Raw genomic sequence first — 19,776 nt, forward strand, 5'->3', positions numbered from 1 at the left:
GTCGTTATATACAAATGTTAAATAGATCTATTGATCGTCCAATCTATAAAGTTCATATCCTCCCAATGCCAGTATGTAGGGCAGATTATAAATAACATCAGCGTCCTTCTCTAGCTCCTCGGGATGCTTTTGCAGTAGCTCGCTGAAAGGCATAATAAGAGGATGTTGCAAAAATACTTTATCCTTCACCTTAGCACGTCTCCAGCCGGCCACTGTACGCTCGGCATTCCATCGGTACTTCTCCATGCGCACTAACAAATACAAAACTTGAGCTGGCAGTTCTTCATTGAACATAGATTCGGATATGCGTGTCGGTGAGCGGTCACTCCGTCTGATGCCGTAGCCCAGTGTGCGACAAAATACACTGTAGGCATCTAGTTGATAGCGGTTAGCCCAACGCAACGGCTCGCTTAGTTTATTCCACAGAAACTGCGCCTGATGGTTCATCAAAATAAAGTCGGCAGAGTGGTTACCGTAGGATTCATACATCTTCTTCAATACCTCTTTTTGTTTGAGACTTTCATCAGCATAACAACAATCGTATAAATAGTTCACATACAAAGCCAGTTTATCTTGCAAGATGTTTTTCTTTATTCCCCTGTCTACCATACCAAACACCTTGACATAGCGATAGCGTCCCTTCTCGTCGTCCACCATCGACGACAAATCATTATTAAACTCCTGACGGATTAGCACACGACACTGATATTGATAAACTTCATGCGGTAAGTTGAGTCCTAATGAAAGACTCAAATCTGGATCATGCACACAAATGGCCACTGTAAGCATACAATGTTTATTTTGTGCCCACTGCTGCAGGCGGGTACGCATAGCAGTACTGCAAATGTCGTCATGGCAATATTCCACCTCAATATCATCTATTTGACTCTCTATATAGGGAAACTGAGCTTTGAAGTAGTCTTTCTGTGCTTCCATCTCGCGATCCACTAAAGTGATGCGGGTACGTATACGTTCATCCGCAGGCAGGCGGTCATCATAATTGGCATAATGGCAGATACGTAGTGCTTCGAGTAGCAACGAACGTCCCACTCGGTTGAATCCCACGATAACCAGATGCACATAGTCTTGACTGGTAGCACTCCAACTTCCATCAGGCTGTTGCGTTATGCTTATGGGGCGATAATCCAGCGGATCATAACGCCTTTCACAATCGGCTGCGTAGAGGCTCCATAGCTGCCGGGCCAAATTTTCGTGGAGGTTAAAGGGGCGAAAGAAAATATTAGGTTTGCCTTCTATACTAAATACTTCGGGCGGCAAATTCATTTTCTGTATGTTAGAATATGAAGGGATGCTGTCGAACTGCACATACACAGGCATCATCTCGCCGCCGGAACATTTACCACGCAGAGCACTCACCAAATGCACAATAGCTATATTCTTAGCATCACGTCCGTAACGTTCTTCATCTCCCAACACATACACCTCAATAGCACTCGCTATGTTCAACCGCTGAAGTTCTTCAATCGACTCAATATTGCCAAAGTAAACAAGCACTTGCCGCTCTATCTCGATGGGGAGGGCCGACTGTATACGATGGCGCACTGTTGCCGCCTCTATACCGCTCATCAGCAAGATGCGTGCTGAAGGACATTCGTTATACAGTTCACGTATCATATTGATAGACAACTCATTGAATCCTATCAACACATAATGATTTTTTATATTACGATAAGTCATCCGCCCTGTGTATACCACCCCTACACGCCGCTCTATAATATTAGAGATGGTAGAGATAAGCACACCACCCAACAAAATGGATCCCGAAAAACTGATAAGTCCCACTAACATCCTGTTAGGCCAAGCAGTCTCTTCTATCTGGTTACCGGGATCTACAAAGTTGTTGTACACCACCCAGAGCTTTTCTCCCCACTCCTCGTGTCCATGCAGTTGGATGGAAAAGAGCATCACGATAACAAAAAAGATAGCCAGCACCGTAGCGATGGTAATGAGTAGCAGGGTGAGTTGTGATTTGATCCCCCCCGAAATAGTGCGATCCATGTACTCTTGTGAGAATATCTTCTTATAGTAGTTTATAAAGCGGCTCATATGAATAATTTATTGAAAACACAAAATAAATCAGTGAAAAACAATAGCAGGGTCACTTCTTTTCTATCAGAAACTCTTTCGGAAAGTACATCCATTTCTCCATTCCGAACATCCGTAAGCAGTCTTCCCTTTAATGATGGTTCCTTTACCACAAAGCGGACAGAGTTGACCAACAAACGCATCTCCCCCACCTGTTGCAGAAGGAGTTGAAGCAGCCGTAGCCATCGGAGCCGGAGAACCGGGCGAATCGGTTTTCACTTCATTCGTCTTTTTTTCCGCCTTTGGTTTCTTTTCTTTCGGTGTACTCGGTTTTCGTTCACGCTTTTTAGATTCCTTCTTTTCTTTCTCTCCGGCTTTTGCAGCAACTGCATCCTGAATAGTAATACGTCGATTCGTATTATCAGAAAGTACGCTCATCACGATTTCCGAAACCATCTGCTTCAGCTCTTCGAGAAACTGGCGGGCATCGTATGTTTTCTTTTCAATCTCCCGCAACTTCTTTTCCCAGATCCCGGTCAGTTCTGCCGATTTCAGCAACTCTTCGTGGATGATCTGCACCAGTTCCACACCTGTCGAGGTAGCAATCAGATTCTTTCTTTCCTTACGGATATAATTTCGCTTAAACAACGTTTCAATAATAGCCGCACGGGTAGACGGACGACCGATGCCATTCTCTTTCAAGGCATCACGAAGTTCATCATTGTCCACCAGTTTTCCGGCCGTTTCCATAGCACGAAGCAGTGTTGCTTCGGTATAAGGTCTGGGCGGCTGCGTCCATTTTTCATTCAGGTCCGGAATGTGAGGACCACTTTCGCCCTTCACAAAAGCAGGAAGTACATTTTCATCCTCTTCTTCTTTTTCTTCGGTAGGGTCTTTTACTTCCTTGGCAAACACGACACGCCATCCCGGTTCCAGAATTTGTTTTCCGGTTACCCGGAATTCTATCTTATCCACTTCTCCCATTACAGTAGTAGTAGAAATCTTACAGTCCGGATAGAACACGGCTATAAAACGACGGGCTATCAGATCGTAGACACGGCGTTCCATATCCGTCAGGTTTTGAGCATAGACTCCGGTAGGGATAATGGCATGGTGATCCGTCACCTTCGAGTTGTCAAATACCTTTTTTGATTTAGGAAGCGTGGTACCGGCTAACGGAGCTGTCAGCACCTCGTAATCACGGAGTCCTTTCAGGATAGCAGGACATTTCGGATAAATGTCATCACTCAAGAAAGTGGTATCGACACGCGGATAGGTGGCCACCTTCTTCTCATAAAGAGACTGAATCAGTTTCAGTGTTTCATCGGCCGAATAAGCGAATTTTTTGTTGCATTCTACCTGAAGTGAGGTCAAGTCGAACAAACGTGGAGCAAACTCCCTCCCATCTTTCTTGCCTACACTGGTGACTACAAACGGAAGATTCTTAATGCGTTCTACCAGTGCCTCGCCTTCTTCCCGGTTGGCAATAGGGTCGATGCCCGGATTATCTATTTTCTTTTTTCCACCATTCTTTTCCTCTTCCGCAGCTATTTCTTCATCACTTTTGCGGATGAGTGCAGAGAAAGTAGTATCCCGGTAATTGGTTTTCAACTCCCAGTATTGTTTGGGTTCAAAATTGGCTATTTCCAATTGACGGTTGACAATCAATGCCAGAGTCGGTGTCTGTACACGACCGATAGAGAGTACCTGTTTATTTTGACCGTATTTAATAGTATAAAGACGGGTAGCATTCATTCCCAGCAACCAATCACCCATCGCACGGGAAAGACCGGCTTCATAGAGTGATTGGAAATCCGTCTGGTCTTTCAGTTTGGCAAATCCTTCCCGGATGGCTTCTTCTGTCAATGAAGAAATCCACAGACGCTTCACCGGACAGCGTGCACCGGCTTTCTGCATCACCCAGCGCTGAATCAATTCTCCTTCTTGCCCGGCATCACCGCAGTTGATGATTTCATCCGCGTTCTGCATCAGCCCCTCGATAATGTGGAATTGTTTTTCGTAGGTAGGATTCTCTATCAGCTTGATGCCGAAACGTGGAGGAATCATCGGCAGACTACCTAAATTCCATGATTTCCAGTTAGGCGTGTATTCATGTGGCTCCTTCAGGGTACAAAGATGCCCGAATGTCCAGGTCACCTGGTATCCGTTTCCTTCTATATATCCTTCTTTTCTGGTATGAGCACCGAGTACTTCGGCTATATCACGTGCTACAGACGGCTTTTCGGCTATGCAAACTATCATTTTTTCTCTTCTTGTTTTATATTATCAGCCTACAAAGTTACACGAATATTTGTCTAAAAGAACAATATCCCACAGAATATGTTACCTTTGCAAGAGTAGAATTCTTATAACAAAGAACAAGTATGATTGATTTAAACCGCAAATTACCCATCGGGATACAAACTTTCGAGAAAATTCGCAAAGGAAATTATCTGTATGTAGATAAAACTGCTCTTGTCGGAAAAATGGTATCAACAAGCATCCCCTATTTCCTTAGCCGTCCCCGACGCTTCGGAAAAAGCCTGCTGATTTCCACTTTCGAGGCTTACTTTTTGGGACGTAAAGACTTGTTCGAAGGACTAGCCATCTCACAAATGGAAGTTGACTGGCAAGTCTATCCGGTTTTTCATATTGACCTGAATGCACGCAAGTATGATTCTCCGGCAGATTTGACAGCGATGCTCAACCAACATCTGGAGAAATGGGAAGCAATCTACGGAACCGAAAAACAAGATCGACAACCGGAAGAACGATTCGCCTATATTATAGAGCGTGCATGCGTGCAAAGCGGGAAACAAGTAGTCGTATTAGTAGACGAATATGACAAACCTCTGTTACAGGCTTTGGACAATCTGCCTTTGTTTGAAGAATACCGTAAAATGCTAAAAGCATTCTATGGAGTACTAAAAAGCACTGACCGCTATCTGCGTTTCGTCTTTCTGACAGGTGTTACCAAATTCTCACAAGTCAGTGTATTCAGTGATTTAAACCAACTGAATGACATCAGCATGAAACCGCCTTATGCCACCATTTGCGGCATCACCAAGCAAGAACTGACAGATACATTCACCCCGGAATTGGATAAGCTAGCCTCATACAACCGGATGACACCGGAAGATACAATCCATAAGATGACTGCACTGTATGACGGGTATCATTTCTGTGAATATGCAGAAGGTGTGTTCAATCCGTTCAGTGTATTGAATGTGTTCGACGGATATAAATTTGAGAATTACTGGTTTCAGACAGGAACTCCTACTTTCCTTGTCAAGATGCTGATGGATAGTAACTATGACCTGCGGACGCTCATTGACGGAGTGGAAGCAAACGCAGCGTCATTCAACGAATACCGGGCAGAAAGCAGGAACCCTATTCCGCTGATTTATCAAAGCGGGTATCTGACAATTAAAGAATACGACCCTCGTTTCAAGACTTATCAACTTGCTTTTCCCAATGATGAAGTGAGATATGGCTTTATGAATTTCCTTCTACCATTCTACTCTAATATTCCCGATAATGAGCAAGATTTCTATATTGGCAAATTTGTCCATGAGTTGGAAAGTGGCAATATCAATGCCTTTCTAACCCGTCTTCAAGCCTTCTTTGCCGATATACCTTACGAACTGAATGACCAGACAGAGCGACATTACCAGACTGTTTTCTATCTGATATTCAAACTCATGGGACAGTTCACACAAGCAGAGGTACGCAGTGCAAAAGGACGGGCCGATGCAGTTGTCAAAACACCGAAGTATATTTATGTGTTCGAATTCAAGCTGAATGGCACAGCCGAGCAGGCATTACAGCAAATCGAAGATAAAGGGTATCTTATCCCTTATCAGGCAGATGAACGGGAAGTCAAAAAGGTGGGAGTAGAATTCAGTACTGACACACGAAATGTCAGTCGATGGCTACCCGAGGAATAAGAAAGTATAATTACTTCTTCCTCATATTTATCGACAAATGATTCCTACTACACTTCCCAGCACTTCCATCCCTTGTTGGCACAGATATACACCACATACGAGCGGACATGATAATTGGGAAATTTCCTTTTCGTGTCTTCTGCATAGCCTTTCACCTGCTCCACGTGTTCGGCCAGCGGTTCGGTTAGGGCCAGCATCCGGTCAGCGTCTTTGGCATGATAGTATTTGAATTCCACCACACGGTCGTCTGTATAATAATCCGTGCCGGGGATGCCGGTCATTTCGAAATCCGAACGGCCTACGGAGTTGTTCTGCTCGATGGCAAAGGTATAGCAACGACTCAAATAGCGGGAGACGAGCTCGTAAAAAGAACAACGGATGAAGTTCTCATTAATCTTATCAAAGACCTGTGCGGGGAATTGTCCCAAGTATTGTTCGAAATAGTTTTGGACGAGGGGTTCGAGACTACGGTTGGAATCATACAGCTCGTAAACCGGGACGTAGCGGCTGGCGTTGCCTTCAATCTTGTTCAGTTGGTTGTAATAATCCATGTAGATGCTGCGCATAGTCATGTTGGGGAGTACCATGCGGTAAGCACTCTTCAAGGTGGTCATGCCCAGGTAGAACAGGCTGACAGGATAGAATTCTTTCTCGAAGAACTTCTTTTTGTTGAACTTACTGGACAAGTCGGTAACGTTGTAGGACAGTTCATCGTCTATCACCAGGGCATCGAGCATTTCTTTGGCATTGGTAAGCGAAAGAGTCAGGCGACGAATCCAGTTGATGTCCGTACGCAGGTTCTCATCGATCAGTTCGGACGGAATGCTTCCGGCATTAGCAGCAAATTTCTTAAGGAAATAGGTCAGAATAGTAGAGTTAAAAAGACGCTCACCACTGGGGCTGAAACGATAACCGTCGTAGTTACTCACAATAAGTTGCCAGATTTCCTCGAAACGTTCTTCGCTTGCACCGGGAGTATATTTATCAAGTACATAGCGCAAGTATGTCTTCGTTTCTTCATAGGTGAAACCGAGCATATTGAGGAAAGACGGTTCGAGGGTGAGGATTTCCGCAATGTTGTATCCGCTAGTCAGGTCGTCCATAGTAACCGGCAATACGCCTGTGCAGAAACAAGTGCGGATAGTACCTTCGCCTATGCCTTTTTTAATTACTTTAAAGAAGGTACGAAGAAAACTGTCGCTGGTGGTTACCTTTTCATAAAGCGGATCATTATAAGAAGTAAGCAATTGATTGGTGAAGTTATCATATTCGTCAATCAGGATATAGGCTTTGGGAAGTCCGTACAAACGGATATAGGAAAGAGCTTCCTCAAGCATTTGGGCAGCATTTCCGCGATTGGTAAATTGGAAATCACCAAACAAATCACGATTATGCTCCACCATTATTTCTACAGGGCTGCAATTCAAGGCGTCAAAGTTCTGTGCCAGTCCTTGCATATCATTCGCCATCACCATAGCCGAGAAGTCATAACGAATCACCATATATTGATTATGCTCTTCTGTAGGATGTTCGCCAATCCAAGTGCCGCCGAAGAGTTCTTCAAAACGATTCGCTTTCGTACGGTCGTAGTAGTGAGCCAGCGTAGAGATAAGCAGACTTTTCCCGAAACGGCGGGGACGGAGAAAGACGGGAGCATTATAGTCTTCAAGCTTCGGAATGTAATTTGTCTTATCGACATAATAAAAGCCACGTTCGCGAAGGTCTGCGAAATCTGCCACTGCATAAGGAATCGTTATTCTTGCCATAATCTTTAATATTTTCTTTCGGTAGAGACAAAAGTACTAATAAATTAGTACTATAAACAAATATAGTACAAAAAAGATAGCTAAACACCAAACTCAAATATGGTTATATTCGTAAGTATTTGATAAAAAAGAGAGCAAAACAAGAAAAAATATCAGAGTTATGCACGCATCATGTATAGCCCTATACACGAAGGCTGCACAACTCTATACATGATGCGTGTATAGAGCTATGCAGCCTCTCTGCATAAACCGGGCGGGGTGTTGCTACATCCGGCCAAGAGAACATTTTATTCTGCAGGATCGGGAGCTTCTCCGCTTCCTCCGCCGCTTCCACCAGAGCCGGAGCCGCCTCCCGCATCGGGTTTCTTGCCGACATAGAAAGTAGCGATAGCGGTTCGGGGTGTTTTCAAGAGCGTGCTTCCTGCATACTGAGTAGTGACGGTGAGGGTATATTCGCCATCAGCCAGCCCGGCAGGAACAATGAATGTGAGTTGCGACGGGTTGTTGACGACCAGCATATTGAGGTCGACCGGTGTGGTTTGTTCCTTACTGTCGGAGATAGTGATTCCGACGGAAGAATCCGTACCTGCAATTTTCAACATACGGCCGTTGACCGTGAACGGACGGCCTGCAGTGGCGGTGGCAGGTGAGAATCCGGCAACGTACATCACGTTTTGGCGTTCGCCCAGAATACTGATAGAGGTTTGGGCGATAGCTTCACGCAGTTCTTTGTCTTGGGTGAAAGAAACGTAGACGGAGTTCTTTTCGGGATTCCATCTTCCGCCATCGATAACGCCGCGGAGTTGTGCTACGGCGTGGTAAAGACCGGTGTTGACACTATATCCACTAAGGATGAGATCGCCTACCACACGGTTGTAGAGCTTCACGACGTGCTCGATGGTTTCGGGACGGAGCCCGGTGTCCTCCTTGTGCATCTCGTTGAGGATGTCCTGCAACGAAAGATTACCGGACGATTCGAGCTGACCGATCTTATCGTCTTTGTTGTCGACGGTTACAGTGTTGTCGACTAACCAGATTTTCAATACATTCTTCATTATTCAATTTATTAGTAAAAAAGTTATTTTGTTGTATTCAACTATAAACTACGGACATATTCGACATCAGCCAGTCCGAAATGACTGACAACTGTTTGATTACTCATTCTGATGTACTACTTTATTATCAAAAGAATAAATAATAGCCCCCAGAAAAGCTTTATGGATTCTCGATATGGAGAATTAGCATTTTAGGCTGTTACCAGTCTTTACGGAAATAAGTATTATCACGGTCATTTCCTACAGCACCTGACTGTCGAGGATTTACGGATACTTGAGTTTCAAAATTAGGGTCATACAAAAATAACATATCCTCCATTGGAGCTTTTACAAAATTCTCCATTCCTCTTATATTATCACGTAGATCATAAGCAATATACCCTTTTTTGCTCTCATTAAAAACTTGAATTCCAGGAACGGTGCCACCGGTACCCTCCATATCCATTATAAAGTTGAGATAAGCTTCAGATTCACCATAAGTAGTTAACAAAGATTGAGTAAAATCTTGAGTAAAACACACAAAACGATTCTTTTCTAGCCCGGCAAATGGTTTTCGTCCACAAATCATCCATTCAGCTTCAGGAACTTCAAAATCTGTCCAAAAAGGAATAGAATACTGGTTCACATACCCATTGTAAGCATAATCAATGTATTTGCCAACTTCTATACCACCACATTTTTCTTTGTCAAAGAAGGTTGCTGTCGCTTCCCCCTTATCAGCAACCGTCAACATAGTTTCCTTTGATAATGCCCCACGCAAAGCTTTTATTAATTTTGGATAGGCACTGGTGTTCTTTATTCCATTTGCTCCATATTCATCACTATCATCCCAAAGGTCGATACCATCCAATCCATACAATTCTACTGCGGTTTTCACTTGTGCTACCAAATTATCAATCTCACCATCTGTCAGATGACAAAAGCCTATAGCTGAACTATTTTTCACTGTCAGACAAACTTTCATGCCCATTAACTGCAAGGGGCGGATATACTTATCTGCATTTTTCAATACATGACTTATGTCTGCATTCAAATTCAGTTTACCTCCTGCATCAATAGTAGCTCTTAGTAGATTTACAACATCAAAAAGTTGAGGAAATCGAGTTTTGTCAAAATCCATAAAATTTTCTTCCAACCAATACACAGAACTTACCAAAGGACTCATCTTTTCTGTGTCAACATATCCTATACAAGTATATCCTTTGTCAGAAGTCAAACGATGCTTTCCATTGGTCCAATTGATACGATAAAGTAACGTTTGATATTTGCCATCTTCCTTTATTTTAAGAGGAAGTAAATACTGAGAAGCTCCCAAATTAGAATTTTCTGGAACCGGTAACATCCATCCCTTAAGAATTAAAGTCATCTTACCCGATTGCATAGCTCCGGCAGCAATTGTCAGACTACCACCATTGCCCAATTCATAAGCATTATCCGGTAACAATGTGTAATTCGAGTTGGTATATGCTAATTGGAAAGCTTCCACATCGAAATCTTTATCTACCACCACTGTCAAATTCTTCGTTCCCGTAGCGGCTTCTTTCAGTACAACAGACACTTGGTCTGTTACGACCTCATTCTCTTTATCAGTAACTATAAGGAACACCTGTTGATTATCTTTCTGCAGATCGCTGCACAATCTTGGCGAATCACCTATGACCACTTCTGTCGGTTTATCATGCGAAACATCAGGATTGATTACAGCCGCTTCTTCCTCACAAGAAGAAACGCATAAAGACAGCAAGCCCCAAAGCCATATATATTTTAATATTCGTTTCATATCGTCATTCGTTTTTAGTTTATAACCACTTTGACTTATTTATTCATTATAGGCACTTCCACACCACTGGGCCATAACTCTGCTTCCGTTTTCGGACGTGGCTGTGTATAGGTGTCATTCGTCCAGTATGGAATCATCTTCGCATCATTGTGATGTCCGGTCCGATCTATAATAGTATTTCCAGCGCCTTCGTCAAATTTCCAGTAAGCCTGTAAATCAGATTCGGCTGCCGGGTCATCGATATTATACATATTCTCATAGATTTGCTGTTCGGTACGTGCCACGCTCCATATACGGGCTTCACAAATATCACCGTTTAACTGACGACTTATATCATGAGATTCACCGTACGAACGTCCGAAATAGAAATTAAAGTCACCGCCATTACCATTGTCATTATCCGCCAGTTTATCCCCCAAACTAATGGTTGTTACATCACTCTTGCCGTGTCCTTCTTCCCTGCTTTGCAATTTTCCGTTCACATAGAAAGCAATCACCTGCGTTTTCAAGTCCCACGTCAATGCGATGTGATACCACTCTCCCGCTTGAAGCTGGAGTTTTTTGTCGGCAGTAGGAAATTTGCCCACAGGGGTCTGAACCTGCAACTGCTGACGAGGGAAGCCCGTATCTCCCAAACGTACACACAAATACTGCTCGATACCCATTATGGAGGAAATATTCGTTTCATCATCAAATTGGTTAATCCGTATGATTGCTTCCATTGTAATAGCTGTCAGATTATTCACTACATCTGCGGTAGGGCTTCCCTTATCGAATCCCGGAACGGCGACATACACGTTCTTCAGGTTCATTGCCGTAGTGATGGCACTGGAACGACGCACGAGGTAATACATTGTGCGTGAACCGTTCATGATGCCCACTCCTTCGGCTCCTCCTATAGAAAGAGGGCAAAGATAGGTAGCATCAATCTCCAGTTCATCGAGTTTCAGAAACTTGATGCGTATTTCTTCGGAAGTAGTCTTCCCTGCCGGAATAGTCACCGCGTCTGTCGACAACTGGTAATATGCTTCGGGAAGTGCTTCATAGTGGGTGTCATTCTTTGCATTATAGGTGCTAATCATTGAAGGGTCTACCTTCAGGCTGACCTTCACGTCATTCCCCGACGGATAAGTCAAGTTCACGTTAAAGGCTTTCGTTTGGCTTGTCACTTTACGGTTAAAAGTGAAAGCCTCCGTATTTTTACTGGCTGCTACATTCAAGTATGCCGAATTATCGAACGGTGACTTTTCGCTGTAATCCGTATTATCACAGGCAACCGGCAGAAATAACAAAACTGCGGCTGCAAAGCACTGATAAAGTTTATGTATTCTCATAGCTTCCATCGTTTAGTGAACCGAAGCGGGATTCAAAAATTGAATGCCTCCACGGGTCTGTTTATAAATAATATCAGTATCGTAGTAATCGGCAGAGATATTGTAAATAGCAATGCCTCCCAACGGTGTATCCATATTGAGAGCACCGTAAGCTGCTCCGGCGATAGCATTACGCGTCACTCCGTTATAGTCGGTCAATGTACCGTCAGGAGTGACTGCCAGCAACAGACGCTCCGGGGCGGTCTTGCCATATCCGGTGGCATAGAGTACGGAGGTTTCTATATCATATTCATCGGATGCAGCGGAAATATCGAGCACAAAATAGCTGAAAAGGCTGCGCTGCGCTTCCGGCAACAAAGAAGGAGTACCCTCAAAAACTAACAGACACGGTGTCTGTCCCAAAGCATCCACAAGCGGCTTTAACGCCGAAACATCTACCGCAGCACCTTCCGAACCGAGGGCAATTCCGTCAAATGTCCCTGTACGCACTGCCTCAACTGCAGAAGCAACAGAGGTGTTCAGCTTATCTTCAGCCGTGCAGTCTATATAGTAAAGCACTCTCGTCCCATAATCCTCACGCACCAACTTCATATCCTCCCGATCATATTCGGACAGGCGGCCGGCATTACGCATCGTCACTATATCGATACTGTCCGGCAACGCACGGAGAAAATCCTTCTCACCGGTAGATACTTCCGGAGCATTATCCAACCGGGCATAAACGACTGCGTGTTTCGTAGCCTTATATGCACGGAGATTCTGTGTATATGCTGCATATTCCTGCGGATTCTGTTCCTTAAACCCATTCACCTGACTATCGTGTATTTCCATTTCCGTCCAGTCGTCACAACCGACGGCGGCAACCGACAGAAAAGTAGTCAGCAAGCATAACTTAAAGATTGATTTATATTTCATAATCTCATTGATTTAAAGGTTTGTTCTAGTTTGAGGATTGACTATTCTCGATGGAATGGTCTTTCTTATCCCACCAAAGTTTTGTTCCGGCGGCATCGGGACCATTCAGCATTTGTACAGCTTGATCTATGTACTTCGGATTTCCCGTATATTCATCGGCAGGGAAAGGCAGACGACGGGGACCGATCGTTACATTCACACTATTGTTGGGATCTTTATTCTCCACGGCAGGCAACAACTTCGGATAACCCGTACGACGATGTTCCGCCCATGCTTCCAGCCCCAGCGGGAATATTGCAATCCATTTTTGAGTAATGATACGCTCCAGATTCCGTTCGAAATACTCCGCTCCCGGCTCCCAGGCAATCGTAATGGTGCTTACAGCCGGATGACTATACTTAATATCAGCCCCATCCATCGGATTCACATAATCCAAAGGCTTTTTCTCCGTATCCTTCACATATTGGTCCGCTCCGGTGGCTCCGCCGCGCTCTTCGAATGAAAGGGCAATAGCCTTTTCATACAATGCCTGCGCATCGCCTCCCATATCCCAACCACGCAACGCGCCTTCGGCACGAAGGAAAGTCACCTCTGCCGCATTCATCCAGAGATAAGGGTCGGTGCTGGAAATCACCTGCTTTGAGTAAAGGTTAATCATGTCGTCTTTCTTCTGGGTGAATATGCCGATACGTACACCATAATAGTCGTTCACTTCGACTTTCTCGCCATCCTGATCGACTGTCTGCACGCCTTTGACAAACATCTTATCCAAACGAGGGTCTTCGTAACCTTTCATAACAGAAACCAAATCGGCACTGATACGGTAGTCATTCCAGTTATTAAACAGCAATTCCGAACGGTTCTCCGCTACATGAAGCATGGCGTTGTCCTCATTCGATTCAATCACTCCCGCTTCCACAGCCTCCTGCGCAATACGCTGCGCCTCGGTCGGATTGACATAGCTCATACGCATGGCAATACGAAGTTGCATGGAATGTACGAACTTACGCCATTTGGAAATGTTTCCGTAATACAAGTCTTCCAGTTTGCGGAAAGCCTCGGATGACAGGTCTTTGTTTTCCTCCAACACTTTGTCCGCTTCTTCCAGTTCTTTCAGCATCTGTGTATACACCTGCTCCTGCGAATCGTAAGGGACAGCCAGGTCTTCACCCGAATTATCATTATCCATCATCTTCGAATAAGGAATCGGACCGTAAATGTCCGTCACACGATGCATGATGCACACCCGGAGAATCTTACCGAATGCCAGAGCCACAGGGTCATCCGTCTTGTTCAGCATATCGCGGTACTGCGGGTACATGTCTTTAATCGGATCGGAAAACGGGGATTTGAGCCATCCCTGTTCGGGATTGAATGTGGAGAATTTCATCACCCAAGTGTCTACGATTCCTTCCAGATAGCCACCATAAGCTCCTCCCGCCATGGCATCCATAAACTGGTAAAGGTGCTCACGTGTAGGAACCACCAGTCCCTGCATCCCTTTGAGCGTAGCACCCACAATGTGATTCTCACGCTGCATTTCTTCTCCGTCCGCCTCATACATGCTCCGGTTAATATCACTGTCGAAACAACCGCCCAAGGGAAACAGAAATAATGAAAGGATCATTATCAGAAGAATGTTATATTTTCGTTTCATGTCCATCATAGTATTTAGAAGTTAATCTTTATGTTGAATCCTATATTCCGGGAACTCGGCATCATGAAGTAGTCGATTCCCTGATAATAGTTGTTCGTAGTAGCTACTGCTTCAGGATCGAAAGGAGCTTTACAGTAGATCATCCAGAGATTCCTGCCCACAAGGGATACATTGATATCACAGACATTGCCCAGCCAGCGGCGCGGAACGGTGTAACCGATATGTGCCTCCTGCAGACGCAGGTTGGTGGCACTATAAGTATAGTAGGTAGGCAATCCGCTCTGCGACGCTACCACTTCATAGAAACTTTGCGGGTTCACGCGGCTACGGCCATTCACCCATACTCCTCCGGCATCACGCGCGGCGGCAGACGTCTCTGATACTCCATAGAGATCGAGGTAGGCCTGTGTTGCCGAATAAACGATTCCTCCCAAACGGGCTGTCAGCAAGAAACCGGCATTAATGCCTTTATAAGAAAAACTATTATTCCAGGCAAGATTTGCTTTAGGCAGTACGCTCCCCAACTTTATGTCACCGGCATTGTCGATGGCTGTCACATTGCCGCTATCGTCAATCAGGATATTACCGTTAATATCACGCTTCAAATCGGCATGGGTATAAAGATCGCCCAGCGTGCCGCCTTCCTTCAGGATAAATTTCGCCTTTCCGAATCCGCGGCCTTCATCGGTTTTGAGTTCCAGTTTATCGACATTGTAAGTTTTGCCCGTTTCCGGGTGAACATAATCCTTCACCAGTTCGACGATTTCATTCTTGTTGGCCGAGAAAGTAAAGCTGCTGTCCCAACCGAAATCTCCCCAACGATGCCCATAAGACAACATAGCCTCGAAACCATAGTTGCGTACATAGCCCGTCTGTACATACAGTTTGTCATATCCCGATGATACAGGAAGCCGCGGGTCGAATGTCTGGTTGTAAGTATTGGCGTAATAGAAGGATCCGCTCAGCTTGATATCCTTGAATAAGGTTGCATCCAACCCTATTTCCCATGAATCGGTACGTTCGGGATATAGTTTGCCTATGGGATAATTCGTCTGCGATTTCCAGTCCTGCTTATTGGCATCATACGAATAGGTAGGATAAGTAAGGAAACGGGGGTAAGGATTACCTACAGAACTGAATGATCCGCGTACTTTAAGATAATCCACCCAATCGGGCAGTTCCAACATTTCAGTGATGACTGCCGAAAGTCCCACGGAAGGATAGAAGAAAGAAGCCTGCGGAGAATGTGTCAACTGGGAAGCCCAGTCGTTACGCCCTGTCACGGTGAGGTAGAGCATACTTTTCCACCCTACTTCGGCACTGGCAAAAACAGACTCGGTCGCTTCACGCCAACCCACCTGCGTAGCACGTTTCTTCGCATTGTCAAGGTCGTAGACATTGAACAGATTAGGAATACCCGTCTCGCGTATCGGGCCGGCGTAACCCAATTCCTTACTGGTCACTCCACTATAACTGGCACCAATATTGGCAACAATTGTAAAATCCTGAATACGTTTGTTTATATTCACCAATACATCGGCATAAGTCTGTGAATATTGTCCGTTGTTTACTGTATAATGCCCTTGTGAACTACCGTCAGTCAGCGTGTTGCTACTGCTTGCATAAAGCTTGCCTTCATATTCACTATGAGTATTGTCGATGCGGACACGCCCTGCCACATTCAGCCAGTCAAGAATCTGGTAACTCAAACCTGCCGAAGCCATATAACGTTTCTTATTGTTGAGACGGAGATTACGGTAAGCAATCCAATAAGGATTCTGCATACGAAGGTCACCTTCGCCCTGCGGCCAGAACTGTACACTGATTTTCCGAGCTTCATCCCAACGCTCAAAATTCTTCACGATCGAGAAATCATCCCCGCGAGGGAAAAGATAAGCAGAAACCAACGGATTGGAGTACTGCCCCTGATTGGTCATGTTGCGGTCGTTCTGAAGAATATAGCTTGCGCTTACATCCAGTTTCATCTTGTCATTCAAGAAACTGGTCGTATTGCGGAAAGTAAAATTATATCTGTTATACCTATTGTTCGGGACCATCCCTGCCGAATTGACGGCAGCCGCAGAAAAGAATGTCTGATTTTTATCCGTTCCGGTAGACAGCGTAACGGAATTTGTATATACCGCACCCGTATCAAAGAAATCATCGGGTTCATATCCTGTCTGAGCAGCCGAGTTTAACTTCGGTCCCCAGCTATAAATATTGGAATTTCCCGTTTTACCATTACTCCCCGTGCCATAACGTCCCTGGAATTCGGGCATCTTAAAAGCATTCAACCATTCGATGCCACTGGATACACCTACTTGCAGTTTACCTACCTGTCCTTTTTTTGTAGTAATCACAATCGCACCGTTTGCCGCATTACTACCGTAAAGGGCGGCTGCCGCCGCTCCGGTCAGTACGGAAATGCTTTCTATGTCTTCCGGATTAATATCAGCAATGGCTTCGGTAGCTCCCTTCGAGCCAAATTCCGTATCACCTCCACCACCGAAATTATACATCGGAATACCGTCAATCACGTACAAGGCATTACTGCTCTGTTCAATGGACTTCGTACCACGCATCACCACTCTACTTGCCCCGCCGACACCGGAAGAACTTGTATTAATAGTAACGCCTGCCACTTTACCATTCAGGCTGTTCACAAAATTAGCATCCTTAATCTGGGTCAGTTCGTCGGACTTGACTTGTTGCACGTTGTAGCTCAATGCTTTCTGCTCACGTTTGATGCCAAGTGCAGTTACAACGACTTCACTCAACAGTTTCGTATCCGAAGCCAGCTGCACGCTATATGTATTCTGCCCAGTCACTTTTACCGTCTGTGGAGTATAACCTACGTAACTGATACTCAACACGCTTCCTACCGGAGCTTCGAGTGTGAAACGACCGTCCATGTCTGTGATAGATCCGGCACTCGTTCCTTCTACATGTACATTGACACCGATTAGCGGCTCTCCGTTATCATCCAGCACACGTCCGGTGATACGTTTGGCAGAAGCTGCTTCCACTTCCTGTTTTTCCTGTGGAACAATGATTACGTATTTCCCTTTCAACTGATAGGTATATCCCGTATTTCTAAGGATTTCTTTGAGAGAACTCTCCAACGTGGCTTTTTCCAACGCCAAATTGATGGAGGGTTTGTTTTTCAACTGCGACTCGTTGTAGCCAACGGACAGTTTCGTTTGTTTTTCCACTTCTTTCAATGCCTCGATGACCGATATGTTTTTCTTATGGATCGTAATCCGGGCATTGCTACTTTGAGCAAAAGTAGGGGTAGAAAGGAGCAGACAGCACAAAAAAAGCATAAATACTCGACTGATTGCCTGCTTATTGGCTATTAATTCATAAATTTGCTGCATCTTCTTAGTATTAGTTTATACAGATAAAGTTAGATTCTCGAATTTAGTAGCGTCTGATTAACGCTAATAGTAAGAATTTCGATTTCACATCCGGGGGAAGGTTGCAGCTTCTCCCGGATATTTTTTCCGCATAGGCTCAATGTATTTTTAAGGTTAATATTAGTATGATATACAGGTTCTATTTCGTCCCCTGATGTCGGAGCCTGCTTTTTCCGGCACTGGAAATATAGCACTTGTCTCCCACAATCTGATAGTCCAGATTCCCTGCTACACGAACAACAATATCCATTATTTCTTCTATGGAAGCATTTTGCCCGAAAGTAAGATTGAAACGGTCTTCTTTCATACTACGGAAACTATACACAAATGTGTAGGGGTATTTACGTTCAAGGCGGGTGAATATTTCCTCCAGCGTCATACTGCGAAGAACGAGTTCACCATGCTGCCAGGCTGTGACATCCTGCATATCAGGACAAAGTACATTTCCGGAACGGGTGCGCTTATTGTAAGCCAACTGCTCGTTCGGCCTCAATATTTCCTGATTTTTCTGTCCGTTATACTCTACCAGCACCTTCCCGGAAATCAATGTTGCTGTCACTACTTCTTCGTCCGGATAAGCTGTCACGTTAAACTCTGTCCCTAATGCGGTCACCTGAAAATCAGAAGACTTTACTATAAAAGGATGTTCTTCATCACGCTTCACTTTGAAAGCGGCTTCTCCCACTAAATAAACGGAACGTGTATCACCCGTAAATTCTTTGGGATAAAGTAAAGTGCTTTGAGAATTTATTAATACCTGTGTACCGTCCGGCAAAGTGAGATTACGCATTTCAGCAGTAGGAATATATGCTTGCAACAGATCCGGTGCCTGACGGTTCTGCAATGCCAAATAAATCGAAACGGAAGATACGGCTATCAATAAAGCCGCTGCTATCTGCCAGACTGCCAGACGAACATGTAGATAATGAATCCGCCGTCTTACTCCGATCCCAGTTAGCTCGTACATCCGTTCCAAAGAGCCACGATAACCGGGAGTTGTGGCAGCTTCGGTTGCCTCCCAAAGTTTATTGAGTTCGCAGTCTTTTTCGTCGGCACGCTCCTCATCAGTCAACCATGTGCGAAAATCCTGATTGACTTCTTCCGGATAGTCATGCTTAATATAACGGTCGATTACGTCGCGAATATAATTCTTCATAAAGTGATATTTATTATTGTATTTAGAAACACTTACATAGATATCACTATTCAGAAAAAGAAACTACGGGAAGAAGCGGAACAAAATAACAAACATTAACACTTTACGGAGCTCAGTCAATGTTTTATAAATATGATCTTCTACCGTGCGTAAGGGGATTTGCAATTTATCTGCTATTTCTTTATGAGAAAGTCCTTCAAAACGACTCATTTCAAAAACCTGTCTACGACGATCAGGCAGCTGGCTGAGTGTCATCTTGATAAGCATTAATACTTCTTTATAGTACAGATTCTCTAACAGGGAAGAATCTTCGTCACAAAGCTCACCCAGCAACTGTGCTTTCAAAACTTTATCTTCATATTCCTGCTCTACCTTCTGATGCTTGAAAAGATTGAATATTTCATTCCGGGTCACGGTATAGAGATAACCGGTCATGGTTTCCTGTTCTCGCCAAAGTTCAGGGCGTGTCCATAACTTAAGAAATATATTCTGGGCAATGTCTTCCGCATCTTCCTCCGATTTGGTCAATAACCTTGCAAAGTTCTTGACTCTTGGGAAGTTGGCGGCATAAAACTGCTCAAAACAGACATCTATATTGTCATTCTTTCCGTTCATTTGTTAAACCTTTCCCAATGAAAGTTGGGCAAATATAGGCAAAATAAAAAGATAGCAAAGAATATAAACAAAAAAACATCCCGCCTTTT

The 19,776-nt window shown here is 44.4% G+C and carries 12 protein-coding genes; 1 reads left to right on the top strand and 11 read right to left on the bottom strand.

Annotated elements, in window-relative coordinates; all coding sequences use genetic code 11:
* Positions 1 to 27 precede the first annotated feature (27 nt).
* Positions 28 to 2,067 carry a hypothetical protein gene (locus GD631_RS21540; RefSeq protein ID WP_143257853.1) on the bottom strand — a complete coding sequence of 680 codons (2,040 nt, stop codon included), beginning with the start codon at positions 2,065 to 2,067 and terminating at the stop codon, positions 28 to 30.
* 66 nt (positions 2,068 to 2,133) lie between these two features.
* Positions 2,134 to 4,308, bottom strand: coding sequence for a DNA topoisomerase 3 (locus tag GD631_RS21545; RefSeq protein ID WP_143257852.1), 2,175 nt, complete (start codon positions 4,306 to 4,308; stop codon positions 2,134 to 2,136).
* 122 nt (positions 4,309 to 4,430) lie between these two features.
* Here GD631_RS21545 and GD631_RS21550 point away from each other — a divergent pair, with 122 nt between their 5' ends.
* Positions 4,431 to 5,993 (top strand): ATP-binding protein, encoded by a 1,563-nt coding sequence (locus tag GD631_RS21550; RefSeq protein ID WP_143257851.1) that lies wholly within the window; start codon positions 4,431 to 4,433, stop codon positions 5,991 to 5,993.
* 47 nt (positions 5,994 to 6,040) lie between these two features.
* Here the strand turns inward: GD631_RS21550 and GD631_RS21555 are convergent, their stop codons facing one another.
* The 9 genes from GD631_RS21555 to GD631_RS21595 form a co-directional block, all read right to left on the bottom strand.
* Entirely contained in the window at positions 6,041 to 7,759 is a 1,719-nt protein-coding gene (locus tag GD631_RS21555; RefSeq protein WP_143257850.1) for an ATP-binding protein, read from the bottom strand.
* A gap of 287 nt (positions 7,760 to 8,046) precedes the next feature.
* Positions 8,047 to 8,814, bottom strand: a complete 768-nt coding sequence (locus GD631_RS21560) for a DNA-binding domain-containing protein (protein WP_143257849.1) — start codon at positions 8,812 to 8,814, stop codon at positions 8,047 to 8,049.
* Between the two features lie 199 nt (positions 8,815 to 9,013).
* The gene (locus tag GD631_RS21565) at positions 9,014 to 10,594 is read right to left on the bottom strand and encodes a BT_3987 domain-containing protein (RefSeq protein WP_143257848.1); all 1,581 of its coding nucleotides are present in this window, start codon (positions 10,592 to 10,594) and stop codon (positions 9,014 to 9,016) included.
* A gap of 35 nt (positions 10,595 to 10,629) precedes the next feature.
* Complete coding sequence (locus GD631_RS21570) at positions 10,630 to 11,928, bottom strand: DUF1735 and LamG domain-containing protein (RefSeq protein ID WP_143257847.1); 1,299 nt, start codon at positions 11,926 to 11,928, stop codon at positions 10,630 to 10,632.
* A 12-nt stretch (positions 11,929 to 11,940) separates the two neighbouring features.
* Positions 11,941 to 12,843, bottom strand: a complete 903-nt coding sequence (locus GD631_RS21575; RefSeq protein ID WP_143257846.1) for a glycoside hydrolase family 18 — start codon at positions 12,841 to 12,843, stop codon at positions 11,941 to 11,943.
* Positions 12,844 to 12,868: 25 nt separating this feature from the next.
* On the bottom strand, positions 12,869 to 14,509 hold the full coding sequence (locus GD631_RS21580) for a SusD/RagB family nutrient-binding outer membrane lipoprotein (protein ID WP_143257845.1): 1,641 nt from the start codon (positions 14,507 to 14,509) through the stop codon (positions 12,869 to 12,871).
* 5 nt (positions 14,510 to 14,514) lie between these two features.
* Positions 14,515 to 17,877 carry a TonB-dependent receptor gene (locus GD631_RS21585; RefSeq protein WP_143257844.1) on the bottom strand — a complete coding sequence of 1,121 codons (3,363 nt, stop codon included), beginning with the start codon at positions 17,875 to 17,877 and terminating at the stop codon, positions 14,515 to 14,517.
* A gap of 178 nt (positions 17,878 to 18,055) precedes the next feature.
* Positions 18,056 to 19,072, bottom strand: coding sequence for a FecR family protein (locus GD631_RS21590; RefSeq protein WP_143257843.1), 1,017 nt, complete (start codon positions 19,070 to 19,072; stop codon positions 18,056 to 18,058).
* Positions 19,073 to 19,135: 63 nt separating this feature from the next.
* The gene (locus GD631_RS21595) at positions 19,136 to 19,687 is read right to left on the bottom strand and encodes an RNA polymerase sigma-70 factor (RefSeq protein ID WP_143257842.1); all 552 of its coding nucleotides are present in this window, start codon (positions 19,685 to 19,687) and stop codon (positions 19,136 to 19,138) included.
* Between the last annotated feature and the right edge of the window lie 89 nt (positions 19,688 to 19,776).

The sequence above is a fragment of the Bacteroides luhongzhouii genome (assembly GCF_009193295.2).
Lineage (GTDB): Bacteria > Bacteroidota > Bacteroidia > Bacteroidales > Bacteroidaceae > Bacteroides > Bacteroides luhongzhouii.